Below are 14,579 nucleotides of genomic sequence, written 5' to 3' on the forward strand. Positions count from 1 at the left end.
TTTCCCTTGGTGCAAATGGCTGCAAAAGCCCGTGCATCGGACGCCCGGCACCCGGATGGACGGTGCCCGACGTGTAAGTTCCGGGGCCGAGAGCCTTGGAAGGGACCAAACCGGTGAACAAGAAGCTTGCAGCCGCGCTGTCCGGCGGTGCGGTACTCGTACTGGCACTGTCGGGCTGCAGTGACGACAGCGGCGACAAGGTGAACGACTGGGCCAAGGAGGTCTGCGACCAGGTCCAGCCCCAGCTGCAGAAGATCGCGAACGCCAACGCGGCGATCCAGCAGCAGGCCTCCGACAACAGCAAGCCCGCCGAAGTCCAGGAGACCGACTCGGCCGCCTTCCAGCAGATCTCGCAGGCGTACAAGGCGCTGGGCGCGGCCGTGGAATCGGCGGGCCCGCCGCCGGTCGACGACGGCGAGACCACGCAGAAGGAAGCGGTGAAGGAGCTCAACGCCTCCTCCGCCGCTTACGCGAAGCTGCAGGAGAAGGTGGAGGCCCTGGAGACGAAGGACCAGGGCAAGTTCTCGGACGGCCTCAGAGGCATCGCGGACGAGCTGAACAAGATCGGCGCCAGTGGCGACCAGGCGCTGAAGAAGCTCCAGTCGGGCGAGGTCGGCGCCGCGATGGCCGAGCAGAAGGGCTGCCAGAAGCCGACCGCATCGGCCTCCCCCAAGGCCGGTTCCCCGGACGGCTCCCCGGACGACTCCGAGCCCTCCACCAAGTCCTCGACCGAACCGTCGAAGGAAGCATCGAAGGAAGCGTCCCCGGCCGCCGACAAGAAGGCGTGACCGGGCGGCCGGAGCCACGGCCTGCGGACTTCGGGTGAGCGGCCCGGCCCTTCCGGGATGCCCCGGCGGGGCCGGGCCGCTGCCGTTGTCCGTGGCAGCCGTCACAATGGGGCATGTGAGTAAGACCAGCCTCTTCGCAGCAGACCTTCCCTCGGCGGACCACACGCCCCGGCTCCGCGAGGCCCTGCTCGCGGCCGCGTTCACGGCCGACGGGCTCCTCGACCTGCTCGGCGCGTCCGCGTACGCCGCGCTGGCGCGCAGTGAGACGGTGCCGGCGCTGCGCGCGACGCGGGGCGGGTCGCCGCTCGACACGCTGGTGCGCCTGTTCCTGCTCCAGCGGCCCGTGCCGGCCGCGCGGGCGGCGGCCGTGCTCCCGCTGGCGGAGTGCGTGGCGGACGGCTGGCTGGCCGAGACGGACGGTCAGGTGCGCGCGACCGTCGATGTGCGCCCCTACGGGGGCCCGGACGGCGAGGACTGGTTCATCGTCTCCGATCTGGGCTGCGCGGTGGGCGGTGCGGGCGGTATCGGCTCGCGCGAGAAGGGCGTCGTCCTCGGCATCGGCGGAGCCTCCACCACCCTCGCCGGGATCACCGTCCGCAAGCCCGTGGGCTCCGCGCTCGACGTCGGTACGGGCTCCGGCATCCAGGCGCTGCACGCCGCGCAGCACGCCACCAGGGTCACCGCCACCGACCTCAACCCGCGTGCCCTGGCCTTCACCCGGCTCACCCTCGCGCTGTCCGGCGCCGCCCCCGCCGACCTGCGCGAGGGCTCGCTGTACGAGCCGGTCGGCGCCGAGACCTTCGACCTCATCGTCTCCAACCCGCCGTTCGTCATCTCGCCCGGTGCCCGGCTCACCTACCGCGACGGCGGCATGGCCGGGGACGACCTGTGCCGGACCCTGGTTCAGCAGACCGGCGAGCGGCTCAACGACGGCGGCTTCGCGCACTTCCTGGCCAACTGGGAGCACGTTCGGGACGAGGAGTGGCAGGACCGGGTGCGTGCCTGGGTGCCGGAGGGCTGCGACGCCTGGATCGTGCAGCGCGAGGTGCAGGACGTCACGCAGTACGCCGAGTTGTGGCTGCGCGACAGCGGCGATCACCGTACGGACCCTGCGGAGTACGAGGCGCGCTACGACGCCTGGCTGGACGAGTTCGAGGCGCGGCGCACCAAGGGAGTCGGCTTCGGCTGGATCACGCTGCGGAAATCCGCCGCGGCCGCCGCCGGGAAGCCGTCGGTCGTGATCGAGGAGTGGCCGCACGCGGTCGAACAGCCGCTCGGCCCCGCGGTCGAGGCGCACTTCGCCCGGCAGGACTATCTGCGCGAGCAGGACGACGCGGCGCTGCTGTCGGCCCATTTCACCCTGGCCGCCGAAGTGGTGCAGGAGCAGGTCGGGCTGCCCGGAGCGGAGGACCCCGAGCATGTGGTGCTCCGTCAGAACTGCGGTATGCGCCGGGCCACGAAGGTGGACGCGGTCGGCGCCGGGTTCGCCGGAGTGTGCGACGGCTCGCTGCCGGCCGGCCGCATTCTCGACGCCATCGCGCAGCTGATGAACGAGGACCCGGTGCTGCTGCGGGACCGCACCCCGCAGGCCATCCGGCTGTTGGTGGAAGAGGGCTTCCTGGAGCCGCTGCCGCCGGGCGGCCGCACAGTCGGCTGATCCGGATCGAGCCGGCTTCCCGCTTCACCTCCGGGGGAAACCCGTATGACGCCCGGGCCCCTCGGGCGGATTCCGGTTTTGGCCCCGGCCGCTGCCGCTGAATCGTTTCTGCGATGCGGTGCGATGCGGTGCGATGTGATGTGACTCGTCGCGGCCGGGGCCCCTGCTCCTCCCGATATCCACAGCCTGTGCGTACGGGAGCGTGAAGGCCGTCCCCGGCACCCTGTCCGCCGCCCGCCTTCGACGCGGCCGACGCATTCCGGTTGCGGTGCCTCGTGCCGCCGGCCGTGTTCGAACGGGGGGAGCCGACAGCGCGCGGCGCCCGACGTGAGTGCCGGGCCCTGCTGTTCACCCCGTGTTGGCGTCCGCGACGTTCCGCGATGGGAGCCTCCCTGCGTTGTCCGAGGACGTGACAGGGGAAGAGGGAGGCGTACGGAATGGAGAGCGGGCCCGCTGTCTTCGCCGGAACGACGTTCGCACTGTTCGGTGCGGCACTGCTGCTGTGGACGGGGGCGCGCGTGCTGCACCGCGCGCCGGTCGCGTACCGGGTGAGCCCCGCCGTCTCCACCGCACTCGCGACTGTGTTCGGCGTACTTTTCCTCGTCCTCGGGGTCTGGTGCCTCGGTCGCGTCTGAGTACGCCGGCGCACCACACGTACGAGTCCGGCCCGCAGCGGTTGGCCCGGCGCGGCGCCGGGAACACGCCCGGAGCGCCCGCCGCCCGCTCTCGCCCCCCGGAGGGCCGTCGGAGCCCCGGCGAAACGCATGGGCGGCGAAGGCACCCGGAGCGGACCGAGCGGGCCGGGCGGCAGGAATGACGGAAGTCGGGTTACCGTTCGAGTGGCCGTTGCGGGCTTTTGCCGTTTGACACGGGGGCGGGTTGTACCGTCACACTCCGCAGCGACAGCACTGTCGGCAGCGCCCTCGCGCTGCCCCGGATGCCCACCGAGCGTCGACCGGAGAGAAGAGCGAAGTTGTCCCCGACCAGCGAGACCGCACAGGGCGGCCGCCGACTCGTCATCGTCGAGTCGCCTGCCAAGGCGAAGACGATCAAGGGCTACCTGGGCCCCGGATACGTCGTCGAGGCGAGCGTCGGGCACATCCGCGACCTCCCGAACGGCGCCGCCGAGGTACCGGACGAGTACACCGGCGAGGTGCGCCGGCTCGGCGTGGACGTCGAGCATGACTTCCAGCCGATCTACGTCGTCAACGCCGACAAGAAGGCCCAGGTCAGGAAGCTGAAGCAGCTGCTGGCCGAGTCCGACGAACTCTTCCTCGCCACCGATGAGGACCGCGAGGGCGAAGCCATCGCGTGGCACCTGCAGGAAGTGCTCAGGCCCAAGGTCCCGGTCCACCGGATGGTCTTCCACGAGATCACCAAGGACGCGATCCGGGCCGCCGTCGCCAATCCACGCGAGCTGAACCAGCGCATGGTCGACGCCCAGGAGACCCGGCGCATCCTCGACCGTCTGTACGGCTACGAGGTCTCGCCGGTCCTGTGGAAGAAGGTCATGCCGAAGCTCTCGGCGGGCCGCGTCCAGTCCGTGGCCACCCGGCTCGTCGTCGAACGGGAGCGCGAGCGCATCGCCTTCCGCTCCGCCGAGTACTGGGACCTGACCGGCACCTTCGCCACCGGGCGCGGCGGCGACGCCTCCGACCCGTCCACGTTCACGGCCCGGCTCAGCGCCGTCGACGGGCGCCGAATCGCCCAGGGCCGCGACTTCGGTCCGGACGGCCGGCTCAAGTCCGCCTCCGGCCAGACGCTGCACCTGGACGAGGCGAACGCCCGCGCCCTGGCCGCCGCGCTCGCCGACACCGCGTTCGCCGTACGGTCCGTCGAGTCGAAGCCGTACCGGCGCTCCCCGTACGCCCCCTTCCGGACGACGACCCTCCAGCAGGAGGCGAGCCGGAAGCTGGGCCTGGGCGCCAAGGCCACCATGCAGGTCGCGCAGAAGCTGTACGAGAACGGCTTCATCACCTACATGCGTACGGACTCCACGACCCTCTCGGACACCGCTGTCGCCGCGGCCCGTTCGCAGGTCACGCAGCTGTACGGGGCCGACTACCTGCCCGAGAAGCCGCGCACGTACGCCGGCAAGGTCAAGAACGCGCAGGAGGCGCACGAGGCGATCCGCCCTTCCGGCGACCGCTTCCGCACCCCGGCGGAGACCGGCCTCACCGGCGACCAGTTCCGGCTCTACGAGCTGATCTGGAAGCGGACCGTCGCCTCCCAGATGAAGGACGCGACCGGCAACTCCGTCACCGTCAAGATCGGCGGCCGGGCGAGCGACGGCCGGGACGCCGAGTTCTCCGCGTCCGGCAAGACGATCACGTTCCACGGCTTCATGAAGGCGTACGTCGAGGGTGCCGACGACCCGAACGCCGAGCTGGACGACCGCGAGCGGCGGCTGCCGCAGGTCACCGAGGGCGACGCACTGTCCGCCGACGAGATCACGGCGGACGGGCACGCGACGAAGCCGCCGGCCCGCTACACCGAGGCGTCGCTGGTCAAGGAGCTGGAAGAGCGCGAGATCGGCCGCCCGTCGACGTACGCCTCGATCATCGGGACGATTCTCGACCGCGGCTATGTGTTCAAGAAGGGCACGGCCCTCGTGCCGTCGTTCCTGTCGTTCGCCGTGGTCAACCTGCTGGAGAAGCACTTCGGCCGGCTCGTCGACTACGACTTCACGGCCCGCATGGAGGACGACCTCGACCGCATCGCACGCGGTGAGGCCCAGTCCGTGCCGTGGCTGAAGCGGTTCTACTTCGGTACGCAGGAGGGCGACGCGACCGGCGTGGGCGCGGCGTCCGACGCGGGCAACGGCGACGGCGACCACCTCGGCGGGCTCAAGGAGCTCGTCACCGACCTCGGTGCGATCGACGCACGGGAGATCTCGTCGTTCCCCGTCGGCAACGACATCAAACTGCGCGTCGGCAAGTACGGGCCGTACATCGAGCGGGGCGAGAAGGACGCCGAGGGCTACCAGAAGGGGGACATCCCCGACGATCTGGCGCCCGACGAGCTGACCGTCGAGTACGCGGAGGAGCTGCTGGCCAAGCCGAGCGGCGACTTCGAACTCGGCGCGGACCCGGAGAGCGGGAACCAGATCGTCGCCAAGAACGGGCGGTACGGGCCGTACGTCACCGAGGTGCTGCCCGAGGGCACGCCGAAGACCGGCAAGAACGCGGTGAAGCCGCGGACGGCCTCGCTGTTCAAGTCGATGTCCCTCGACACGGTGACGCTGGCCGACGCGCTCAAGCTGATGTCGCTGCCGCGCGTGGTCGGTCAGGACGCCGAAGGTGTCGAGATCACCGCGCAGAACGGCCGCTACGGGCCGTATCTGAAGAAGGGCACCGACTCGCGGTCGCTCACCTCCGAGGACCAGATCTTCGACATCACGCTCGAAGAGGCGCTGGCGATCTACGCCCAGCCGAAGCAGCGCGGGCGCGCGGCCGCCAAGCCGCCGCTGAAGGAGCTGGGCACGGACCCGGTGAGCGGCGCGCCGGTCGTCGTGAAGGACGGCCGCTTCGGCCCGTACGTCACGGACGGCGAGACGAACGCGACCCTGCGTACGGGCGACAGCGTCGAGGAGATCACGCCGGAGCGGGGCTACGAGCTGCTCGCCGAGAAGCGGGCGAAGGGGCCGGCGAAGAAGAAGACGGCGAAGAAGGCCGCCGCCAAGAAGGCGCCCGCCAAGAAGACGGCGGCGAAGAAGACCGCCGCGAAGAAGACGACGGCCAAGAAGGCTCCGGCGAAGAAGACCGCGGCCGCTTCGGCCGCCGCGAAGAAGGCCGCCGCTTCGGGCGCGGAGGACTGAGCCGTTCGGGGGAGGGGCGGGTCGCCGACCGCGGCGAGCCCCTTCCCCTCCCGCCCCTTCCGAAACAGGCGTTCCGTCCCGGGCCCCGCGCCTCGCACACCGGCGAGGCCGAAAGGGGCCCGGCCGCTGTTTGACGGGTGGGGACACGGGGGAACGCGGCGTCCCGTTAGGCTGGGCGGATGACGCGAGCCGAGCAGCCAACGGTCGTGAGCCCCACCTCCGACACACTTGCCGCAGACTCACGCGAGCGCGCCGTACGAGCCCTGCTGCGCATCCCCCCGCTCAAGCGGTTGTGGAGCGCCCAGCTCATCGGCAGTACCGGCGATGCACTCGCCCTTCTCGTGCTGGTGTTGCTGTCGCTGCAAGCAGCGGTCCTGGAGGGCTCATTCGGAACCGGATACCGGGGGGCGGCCTTCGCCGTCGCCGCCGTGTTCGGGGCCCGGATCATCTCCACCCTGCTCTTCGGAGCCGTACTCCTGGGGCCGCTGACCGCCCTCACCGCACCGGGCGGGCCGGTCGACCGGCGGTGGCTGATGATCGGGACGGACGGGCTGCGGCTCGCGCTGCTGGTCGTCGCACCCCTGTGGATCGACTGGACGCCCGCCAACGCGCTCACGATGCTCCTGGTCACCGTCTTCGTGGCCGGGGCGGCCGAACGGCTCTGGACGATCGCCAAGGAGAGCGCGGCTCCCGCGCTGCTGCCCCCGCCGCCGATCGAGGGCGCCGCCGTGCGCCCGCTGCCGGACCACCTCGACCCGCTGCGCCGGCTCTCCCTGCGTACGGACTTCGCGGCCATTCCGCTGGCCGCGGCCGCCCTGCTGGCCGCCACGATCGTCGGCAGGCTGCTGGGCTCGGGCCTCGACTGGTTCTCCTTCCACCAGGCGGCCCTCGGTTCGTACGTCGCGGCCGGGCTGTTCTCCGCCTCCATCTCCACCCTGTACTTCCTGACGCTGCCCGCCACCCAGACGCCCCGGCCGCGCTCGCCGCTGGAAGGGTTGCGCCGGCCGTCCCGCGGGAACGGGCCCGACAAGGGCCGCACCGGCGCCATCCCGCTGGTCGTCGCCACCTGCGCGGCGATCGCCGGAGCCATCGCCACCGCGGCCGCCGTCGCCGTGCTGCACGGCAGCGACCTGGCCGGCGGACCCGTCACCCTCGCCCTGCTGATCCTGGCGCTCACCGGCGGTACGGGTGTGGGCATCCGCACGGCGGGGAAGGTGCTGCCCACGCTGTCGCGGCGCCGGATGCTCTCCCTCGCCACCGCCGTCACCGGCCTCGCCCTGCTGGCCATGGGCCTCGTGCCGGACACCGCGACCGTCGTCCTGCTCGCCGTACTCGCCGGGTACGCGGCCGGGGTCGCCGCCAACACCGGTCATGTCCTCATCGACCAGGAGACCGAGGAGTCCCGCCGGACCAGGACGGCCGAGCACCTCCAGGCCGTCGTCCGGGTGTTCATCGCGCTCGGCGCGGTCGGCGGCCCCCTGGTCGCCGCCGCCATCGGCACCCACCGGTTGACCATCGGCGACTCCGTCTTCGCCCACGGCGGCGCCGCGTTCACCCTGATGCTGGTCGGCGCGCTGCTGCTGCCGGTCGCGGTCATCGTGCTCGCGAAGACGGACGACCGCTCCGGCGTACCGCTGCGGCGCGACCTGCGCGAGGCGCTGCGCGGCGGCGACCCGGCGGTCGCACCCGCCGCGACCGGCTTCTTCATCGCCCTGGAGGGCGGCGACGGAGCGGGCAAGTCCACCCAGGTCGACGCGCTCGCCTCGTGGATTCGGGCCAAGGGACACGAGGTCGTCGTCACCCGTGAGCCGGGGGCGACCCCGATCGGCAAGCGGCTGCGGTCGATCCTGCTCGACGTGTCGTCGGCCGGGCTCTCCAACCGGGCCGAGGCCCTGCTGTACGCCGCCGACCGCGCCGAGCACGTCGACTCCGTGGTCCGCCCGGCGCTGGAGCGCGGCGCGGTCGTCATCTCCGACCGCTACATCGACTCCTCGGTCGCCTACCAGGGCGCGGGCCGCGATCTGGCCCCCACCGAAATCGCCCGCATCTCGCGCTGGGCGACGAGCGGGCTCGTACCGCACCTGACCGTGCTCCTGGACGTCGCCCCGGAGACCGCGAGGGAACGGTTCACCGAGGCGCCCGACCGGCTGGAGTCCGAGCCGCCCGAGTTCCACGCCCGCGTGCGCGCCGGCTTCCTGACGCTGGCCGCCGCCGACCCGACGCGCTACCTCGTGGTGGACGCCGGTCAGGAACCGGAGGCCGTCACCACCGTCGTACGCCACCGCCTCGACCAGGTCCTGCCCCTTTCCGAGGCCGAGATCAAGGCCCTGGAGGAGGCCCGCAGGGCCGCCGAGGAGGAGGCCAGGCGCCGCGCCGAGGAGGAGGCCGCCCGCAAGGCGGAGGAGGAGCGCCTGGAGCGCGAGCGCCAGGAACAGCTCGCCAGGCTCCGTGCCGAGGAGGAGGAGCGCAAGCGCCGCGAGGAGGAGGAAGCGCGCCGCCGCGAGGCCGAGCGCCAGGCCGAGGAAGCCGCCTACGAGGCGGAACAGGCCCGGCTCCGCCGTCAGGCGGAGGAAGAGGCCCGGCTCCGCAAGGAGGCCGAGGCCCAGCGGCTGGAGAAGCAGCGCAAGGCCGAGGAGGCCCTGCTGAGGGCCGAGGCCGCCCGTCGCAAGGCGGAAGCGGAGGCTCAGGCGCAGGCCGAGGCGGAGGCCCGGGCGCGGGCGGCGCGCGAGGAGGAGGCGGCCCGCGCGAGGGCCGCGCGTGAGGAAGAAGCACGTGCGCGGGCCGCGCGGCAGGAGGAGAGCGGGCTGCGGCAGGAGGCCGATGACCGCCGGGGCGGGTCGTCCTCGGCGGGGGCTGCTGGGGCTGCGGGGTCTGCTGGTGCGTCCGGGGCTCGCGCCTCGGGGGCGGCCGGTGCGTCTGGTGCGTCCGGTGGTGCTTCCGGGAGCGGTAGCGGGGGGTCCTCTTCCGGTTCCTCCCGTGCCTCCGGTTCTTCCGGTGCCTCCGACTCTTCCCGCGCCACCGGTTCCTCTCGCTCGTCCAAGCCGTCCTCGCCCTCCTGGGCGCGCGACGAGCCCACCGGGCCCGACAACGAGCTGACGGTGCCCACCCCGATCGTCGACCCGAACGAGATCACCCAGCCGGTTCCCGCGCCCGTGGACCCGGAGGGCTCCGGCCGGCGGGGCGGACCGTCGTCGCGGTGGCCGTCCGACGACGACGAGACGACGGTGATCCCGAAGATCTCGGACGCGCCCGAGCCCCCCGGCGCGGCGGACGAGACGACGGTGCTGCCTGCGGTGCGTGACACCGGTCGCGACGCCGTACGGGAGTCCGACCCGGCGGACCGGGTGCCGCGCGGCATCTTCCGGGACGAGCGGCCGGCGGACAGCGACAACGAGCGGACCCGCGAGCTGCCGCAGATCACCGACCCGCACGCGGACCCGCGGCAGGCCGAGGAGCAGCGCTCCCGGCGGCCCCGGTCCGACTGGGCGGAGGAGACCCCGCTGGACGACCTGCCCAGCCTGGCCGACGAGCTGCTGGGCGGTTACGACGACGAGGGCCCGGAGTCCTCGGGCGGCCGGGGGCGCAGGCCGCGCCGCTGACCGGGTCGGACCCTTACGTGAGAACCACGAGACAATGCCCGATGGCCCCGCACCTTTCCCTGGTACGGGGCCATCGGCGTCCGTGTTGTCGTAGGCGTCCCCCACAATGGGAGACCGGAGCGACGAGAGCCACGCGTCGTGCGAGGGGAAAGGCGGTGACCCATGTCCGTATGGGACGACCTGGTCGGCCAGGACCGGGTGCAGGAGCAGCTGAGCGCCGCCGCTCGGGACGCCGACGCGCTGGTCACGGCCGGTGCGGCGGGAGAGTCGGTGCCCCCCGGCTCGACGATGACGCACGCCTGGCTGTTCACCGGCCCGCCCGGCTCGGGCCGCTCCACCGCCGCGCGCGCCTTCGCCGCCGCGCTGCAGTGCACCAGCCCGGACCGCGCGCTGGGCGGGGCGCCCGGCTGCGGCTTCTGCGACGGCTGCCACACCAGCCTCATCGGTACGCACGCCGACGTCGACGTGATCCGCACCGACCTGCTCTCCATCGGTGTGAAGGAGACCCGTGAGCTGGTGCGCCGCGCCCAGCTCTCGCCGGCGGTCGGCCGCTGGCAGGTCATCGTCATGGAGGACGCCGACCGCCTCACCGAGGGCGCGGGCAACGTCCTGCTGAAGGCGGTCGAGGAGCCCGCCCCGCGCACGGTGTGGCTGCTCTGCGCGCCCTCGCTGGAGGATGTGCTGCCGACGATCCGGTCGCGCTGCCGCCACCTCACGCTGCGTACGCCGCCGGTGGACGCGGTCGCCGACGTCCTGGTCCGCAGGGACGGCATCGACCCGGAGCGGGCCGCGTCCGCCGCCCGCGCCACCCAGGGGCACATAGGGCGCGCGCGGCGCCTCGCCACGGACGAGCGGGCCAGGGCGCGCCGGGCCGCGGTGCTGAAGCTGCCGCTGCGCGTCGAGGACATCGGGGGGTGCCTCAAGGCCGCGCAGGAGCTGATCGACACGGCGACGGAGGACGCCAAGCAGGCGTCCGAGGAGATCGACGCCAAGGAGACGGAGGACATGAAGGCGGCGCTCGGGGCCGCCGCCGGGGGCCGCATGCCGCGCGGAACGGCCGGGGTGATGAAGGAGCTGGAGGACAAGCAGAAGCGCCGCAAGACCCGTACCCAGCGCGACAGCCTCGACCTCGCGCTCACCGAACTGACCGGCTTCTACCGCGATGTGCTCGCCCTGCAGTTCGGCTCGCGGATCGCGATAGCCAACGCTGACGCGCAGGACGCCCTGGACCGTGTCGCCCGCGCCTCCACCCCGGAGCGCACGCTGCGCCGGATCGAGGCGGTGTCGGCCTGCCGCCGCGCGCTGGACCGCAATGTGGCGCCGTTGCTGGCGGTGGAGGCGATGACGATGGCGCTGCGCGCGGGCTGAGCCGACGCGCTGCGCGCGGGCTGAGCCGGCCGCAGGCGAAGACCGTACGACCGGCATGTCACCGAATCACCCGAAAGAGCCGGGAATCGGATGGACGGTGTGGGTGCGGTTACGCTCCGGGCATGGACACCAGGCGCCCGTTCCGCACTCTCGCCCTCGCGCTCGGCACTGCCGGCCTGCTCGTCTCCGGATGCAGCGGCGGGGACGCGTCGTCGGGTGCCGCGTCCTCCGCCGAGGCGGCTTCCGCCTCGCCCTCTCCCGTACCGGCGGCCCTCAAACGGTTCTACTCCCAGGACCTTCGCTGGCGGGACTGCGGGGTCAGCGGCTTCCAGTGCACGACGATGAAGGCGCCGCTCGACTACGCGAAACCGGACGGCGACGAGATCAAGTTGGCCGTGTCCCGGAAGAAGGCGACCGGCCCCGGCAAACGGATCGGCTCCCTGCTGGTGAATCCGGGCGGCCCCGGCGGCTCGGCCATCGGCTACCTCCAGGCCTACGCCGGGATCGGCTACCCCGCCCAGGTGCGCGCCCGCTACGACATGGTGGCGATCGACCCGCGCGGGGTGGCGCGCAGCGAGCCCGTCGAGTGCCTGACCGGGGCGCAGATGGACGCGTACACGCAGGTCGACCAGACCCCGGACGACGCGGCCGAGGTCACGGAGCTGAGCGCGGCCTTCGAGAAGTTCGCGGCCGGCTGCGAGAAGCGCTCCGGCGAGATCCTGCCGCACGTCTCGACGGTGGAGACGGCCCGCGACATGGACATGCTGCGCGCCCTGCTCGGGGACGAGCGCCTGAACTATGTGGGGGCGTCGTACGGGACGTTCCTCGGGGCGACGTACGCGGAGCTGTTCCCCGGTCGCACCGGCCGCCTGGTCCTGGACGGGGCGATGGACCCGTCGCTCCCGTCGGTGGAGGCGAACCGCGACCAGACGGCGGGGTTCGAGACGGCGTTCCAGTCCTTCGCGGAGGACTGCGTGGAGCAGGCGGACTGCCCGCTCGGCACCACGTCCGCCTCCGACGCGGCGGACCGCCTCAAGCAGCTGTTCGCGCGGCTGGACGCGAAGCCGATCCCCACGGGCGAGTCCCGCGAACTCGGGGAGTCGCTCGCCACGACGGGGGTGATCGCCGCCATGTACGACGAGTCGGCCTGGCCCCAGCTGAGGGATGCGCTGGCCGCCGCCGATTCCGGCGACGGCGCCGGTCTGCTCGCCCTGGCCGACAGCTACTACGAGCGCGAGCCGGACGGGAAGTACGCCAACCTGATGTTCGCCAACGCCGCGGTGAACTGCGTCGACCTCCCGCCCGCCTTCGCCGACCCCGAGGCCGTCGACAAGGCCCTGCCCTCCTTCGAGAAGGCGTCCCCGGTCTTCGGCAGGGGCTTCGCCTGGGCGGCCCTGAACTGCGCCTACTGGCCCGTCCACCCCACGGGCACCGCCCACCGCATCGAGGCCGAGGGCGCCGCCCCCATCGTCGTGGTCGGCACCACGCGTGACCCGGCCACCCCGTACGCCTGGGCCCGGTCCCTGGCCGACCAGCTCTCCTCGGGCACCCTCCTCACCTACGAGGGCGACGGCCACACCGCGTACGGCCGCGGCAGCGATTGCGTCGACACGGCGATCAACACGTACCTCCTGGAGGGCACCCCGCCCCCCGCCGACAAGAAGTGCACCTGATCCCACCCACCGCCCCACCCCGCTGACCTGCGGATACGCCCCCGCCGCGGGGTGGTTCGGAGCACCCCCGGAAACTGTGTAGACTTGGCGTCGCCGCTGATCGCATCATGGTGCGAACAGGGCGACGCCGCCTTAGCTCAGATGGCCAGAGCAACGCACTCGTAATGCGTAGGTCTCGGGTTCGAATCCCGAAGGCGGCTCGGATTAGCCCCAGGACTCGCTCGCCGTGGCCTGGGGCTTTTTCATGCCCGGTGGTCTCGGTGGCGTCCTTGGCGTGCGACAGCTCGAAGGCAGCCCAGCCGTGGGTGGGCCCGTCCTTGACACACGGGAACCGGTCCCGCCGGGTACGGCCCGGACCTCTGTTTCAGCCGTCGCGCAGGGCACGCTCCCTCACCGGCTGTCGGTCCAGGCCCCGTGCGGATGGGTTCTCCATCGACGTGGACCGCAGCCACGCAGGCCGGCACGGGCCGGGTTCAGCGGGCGAAGCGGTTCAGGGAGCGACGGTAGGTGTGCATGCCGATGAGGAGGGGGCGGGAGGGTTTCGAGGGCTTGCGGGGCTCACCTGCCGGCTTCGGCCCTGCCGCCGCGGCGCCGGTGCTCCGCCCGCCGACGAAGACCGTGGCGGGATGCCCGTTGACCAGGATCTCGTGCGTCGCGCGGACCGGGAGACCGGCGTCCGAGAACGCCGCGTCGAAGACGGCCGCGCCCCGGCGGGCGCACAGGAGCACGAACCGGCCGTGCTCCGGATGCAGGACGCGGGCCAGCGACTCGCTCGTGGTGCGGGCGAACTCCTCGTACGGGACGGGCAGTTCCTCGTGCTCGCCCCACGGCGGGTCGGTCACCACGACGTCCACCGAGCCGTCGTCGAAGGACGGCAGGGTCATGGCGTCCTCGTCCAGCAGCCGCAGCCGCCGGTCGCGCAGTACCTCGTCCGGCAACTGCTCGCGGTGCTCCGCGAGATCCAGGTCGGAGTAGACGACCTCGCGGGCCGGCAGGCCGAGGCGGCTGACCACGAAGGAGCCGCTGCCCGCGAAGGGGTCCAGGAACGTGTCGCCGGGCTGCGGCTCGGACGCCAGGACGAGCATCGACGACAGTTCGTGGGACAGGGCGCCGCGCGCCTTCCTGGGCCGCGCCTGCTTGGGCAGCCGGGCGCAGAACATCAGGTCGGCCATGTCGAGGCGGCCGATGACCCAGTACTCCTGGCCCCGGCCGCTGGGCTCCAGCCGCATCTCCGTGCACGCGGAGACCGCGCGCTCGATCTCCCGCTTCGCGGCGCCGCCGACCGAGGCCAGTTCGCCGTCCACATGGACCATGACCCGGAAGCCTCGCGCGCGTTCACCCGGCAGCGACGGGAATGGCGACTCCTTGAGCGAGCCGGCCAGCTGCGCGATATTCCGGTCGATGTCACCGCGGCGAATTTCGCTGATCACCGAAAAGGCGTTCTTCGCGAAGGGAATGGCGGCCACGCGTTCCATCGGCGACGTCGAGGAGAAGAGCATGGCGCTGTCGTCCTGGTACTCCGCGCGGAAGCCGTCGACGAAGTGCGCCATGGCATCGGCGACCAGCTCACTGGTACCGGCGGGGTACTGGATGAAATAGCGCATCCCGGAAGGCTACCCGGCGGGGAACCGGTACGCGCCGCCCCTCGCGGAGCCGCCCCCCGCCCGGCGCCATGCG

8 protein-coding genes and 1 tRNA gene are annotated in these 14,579 nt (G+C 72.5%); 8 read left to right on the forward strand and 1 reads right to left on the reverse strand.

Annotation, left to right across the window (positions count from 1 at the left end; genetic code table 11):
- The first annotated feature begins 113 nt into the window (after window positions 1-113).
- The 8 genes from OG710_RS15070 (at window position 114) to OG710_RS15105 (ending at window position 13,102) form a co-directional block, all read left to right on the forward strand.
- Window positions 114-788: a small secreted protein gene (locus OG710_RS15070; RefSeq protein ID WP_111330006.1), complete on the forward strand. Its 675-nt coding sequence runs from the start codon at window positions 114-116 to the stop codon at window positions 786-788.
- A gap of 106 nt (window positions 789-894) precedes the next feature.
- Window positions 895-2,445, forward strand: coding sequence for a class I SAM-dependent methyltransferase (locus tag OG710_RS15075; RefSeq protein ID WP_330242258.1), 1,551 nt, complete (start codon window positions 895-897; stop codon window positions 2,443-2,445).
- A gap of 437 nt (window positions 2,446-2,882) precedes the next feature.
- Window positions 2,883-3,080 (forward strand): hypothetical protein, encoded by a 198-nt coding sequence (locus OG710_RS15080; protein ID WP_111330008.1) that lies wholly within the window; start codon window positions 2,883-2,885, stop codon window positions 3,078-3,080.
- 338 nt (window positions 3,081-3,418) lie between these two features.
- Window positions 3,419-6,262, forward strand: coding sequence for a type I DNA topoisomerase (gene topA / locus OG710_RS15085; RefSeq protein WP_330239785.1), 2,844 nt, complete (start codon window positions 3,419-3,421; stop codon window positions 6,260-6,262).
- A 179-nt stretch (window positions 6,263-6,441) separates the two neighbouring features.
- A complete protein-coding gene (gene tmk / locus OG710_RS15090; protein ID WP_330239786.1) occupies window positions 6,442-9,861 on the forward strand; it encodes a dTMP kinase in 3,420 nt (1,139 codons plus the stop codon).
- A 162-nt stretch (window positions 9,862-10,023) separates the two neighbouring features.
- On the forward strand, window positions 10,024-11,229 hold the full coding sequence (locus tag OG710_RS15095; protein ID WP_330239787.1) for a DNA polymerase III subunit delta': 1,206 nt from the start codon (window positions 10,024-10,026) through the stop codon (window positions 11,227-11,229).
- Between the two features lie 122 nt (window positions 11,230-11,351).
- Window positions 11,352-12,902, forward strand: coding sequence for an alpha/beta hydrolase (locus OG710_RS15100; RefSeq protein ID WP_330239788.1), 1,551 nt, complete (start codon window positions 11,352-11,354; stop codon window positions 12,900-12,902).
- Between the two features lie 126 nt (window positions 12,903-13,028).
- Window positions 13,029-13,102, forward strand: a tRNA-Thr gene (locus OG710_RS15105).
- Between the two features lie 273 nt (window positions 13,103-13,375).
- Here the strand turns inward: OG710_RS15105 and OG710_RS15110 are convergent.
- Window positions 13,376-14,506 (reverse strand): TRM11 family SAM-dependent methyltransferase, encoded by a 1,131-nt coding sequence (locus OG710_RS15110; RefSeq protein WP_330239789.1) that lies wholly within the window; start codon window positions 14,504-14,506, stop codon window positions 13,376-13,378.
- Window positions 14,507-14,579 lie beyond the last annotated feature (73 nt).

It is taken from the genome of Streptomyces sp. NBC_00525 (genome assembly GCF_036346595.1).
Lineage (GTDB): Bacteria > Actinomycetota > Actinomycetes > Streptomycetales > Streptomycetaceae > Streptomyces.

Bases quoted from the DNA above. Each gene is read 5' to 3' on its own strand.
- OG710_RS15100 (WP_330239788.1), top strand. From the start codon at position 11,352: ATGGACACCAGGCGCCCGTTCCGCACTCTCGCCCTCGCGCTCGGCACT.
- OG710_RS15110 (WP_330239789.1), bottom strand. From the start codon at position 14,506: ATGCGCTATTTCATCCAGTACCCCGCCGGTACCAGTGAGCTGGTCGCC.
- OG710_RS15075 (WP_330242258.1), top strand. From the start codon at position 895: ATGGGGCATGTGAGTAAGACCAGCCTCTTCGCAGCAGACCTTCCCTCG.
- OG710_RS15080 (WP_111330008.1), top strand. From the start codon at position 2,883: ATGGAGAGCGGGCCCGCTGTCTTCGCCGGAACGACGTTCGCACTGTTC.
- OG710_RS15095 (WP_330239787.1), top strand. From the start codon at position 10,024: ATGTCCGTATGGGACGACCTGGTCGGCCAGGACCGGGTGCAGGAGCAG.
- tmk (WP_330239786.1), top strand. From the start codon at position 6,442: ATGACGCGAGCCGAGCAGCCAACGGTCGTGAGCCCCACCTCCGACACA.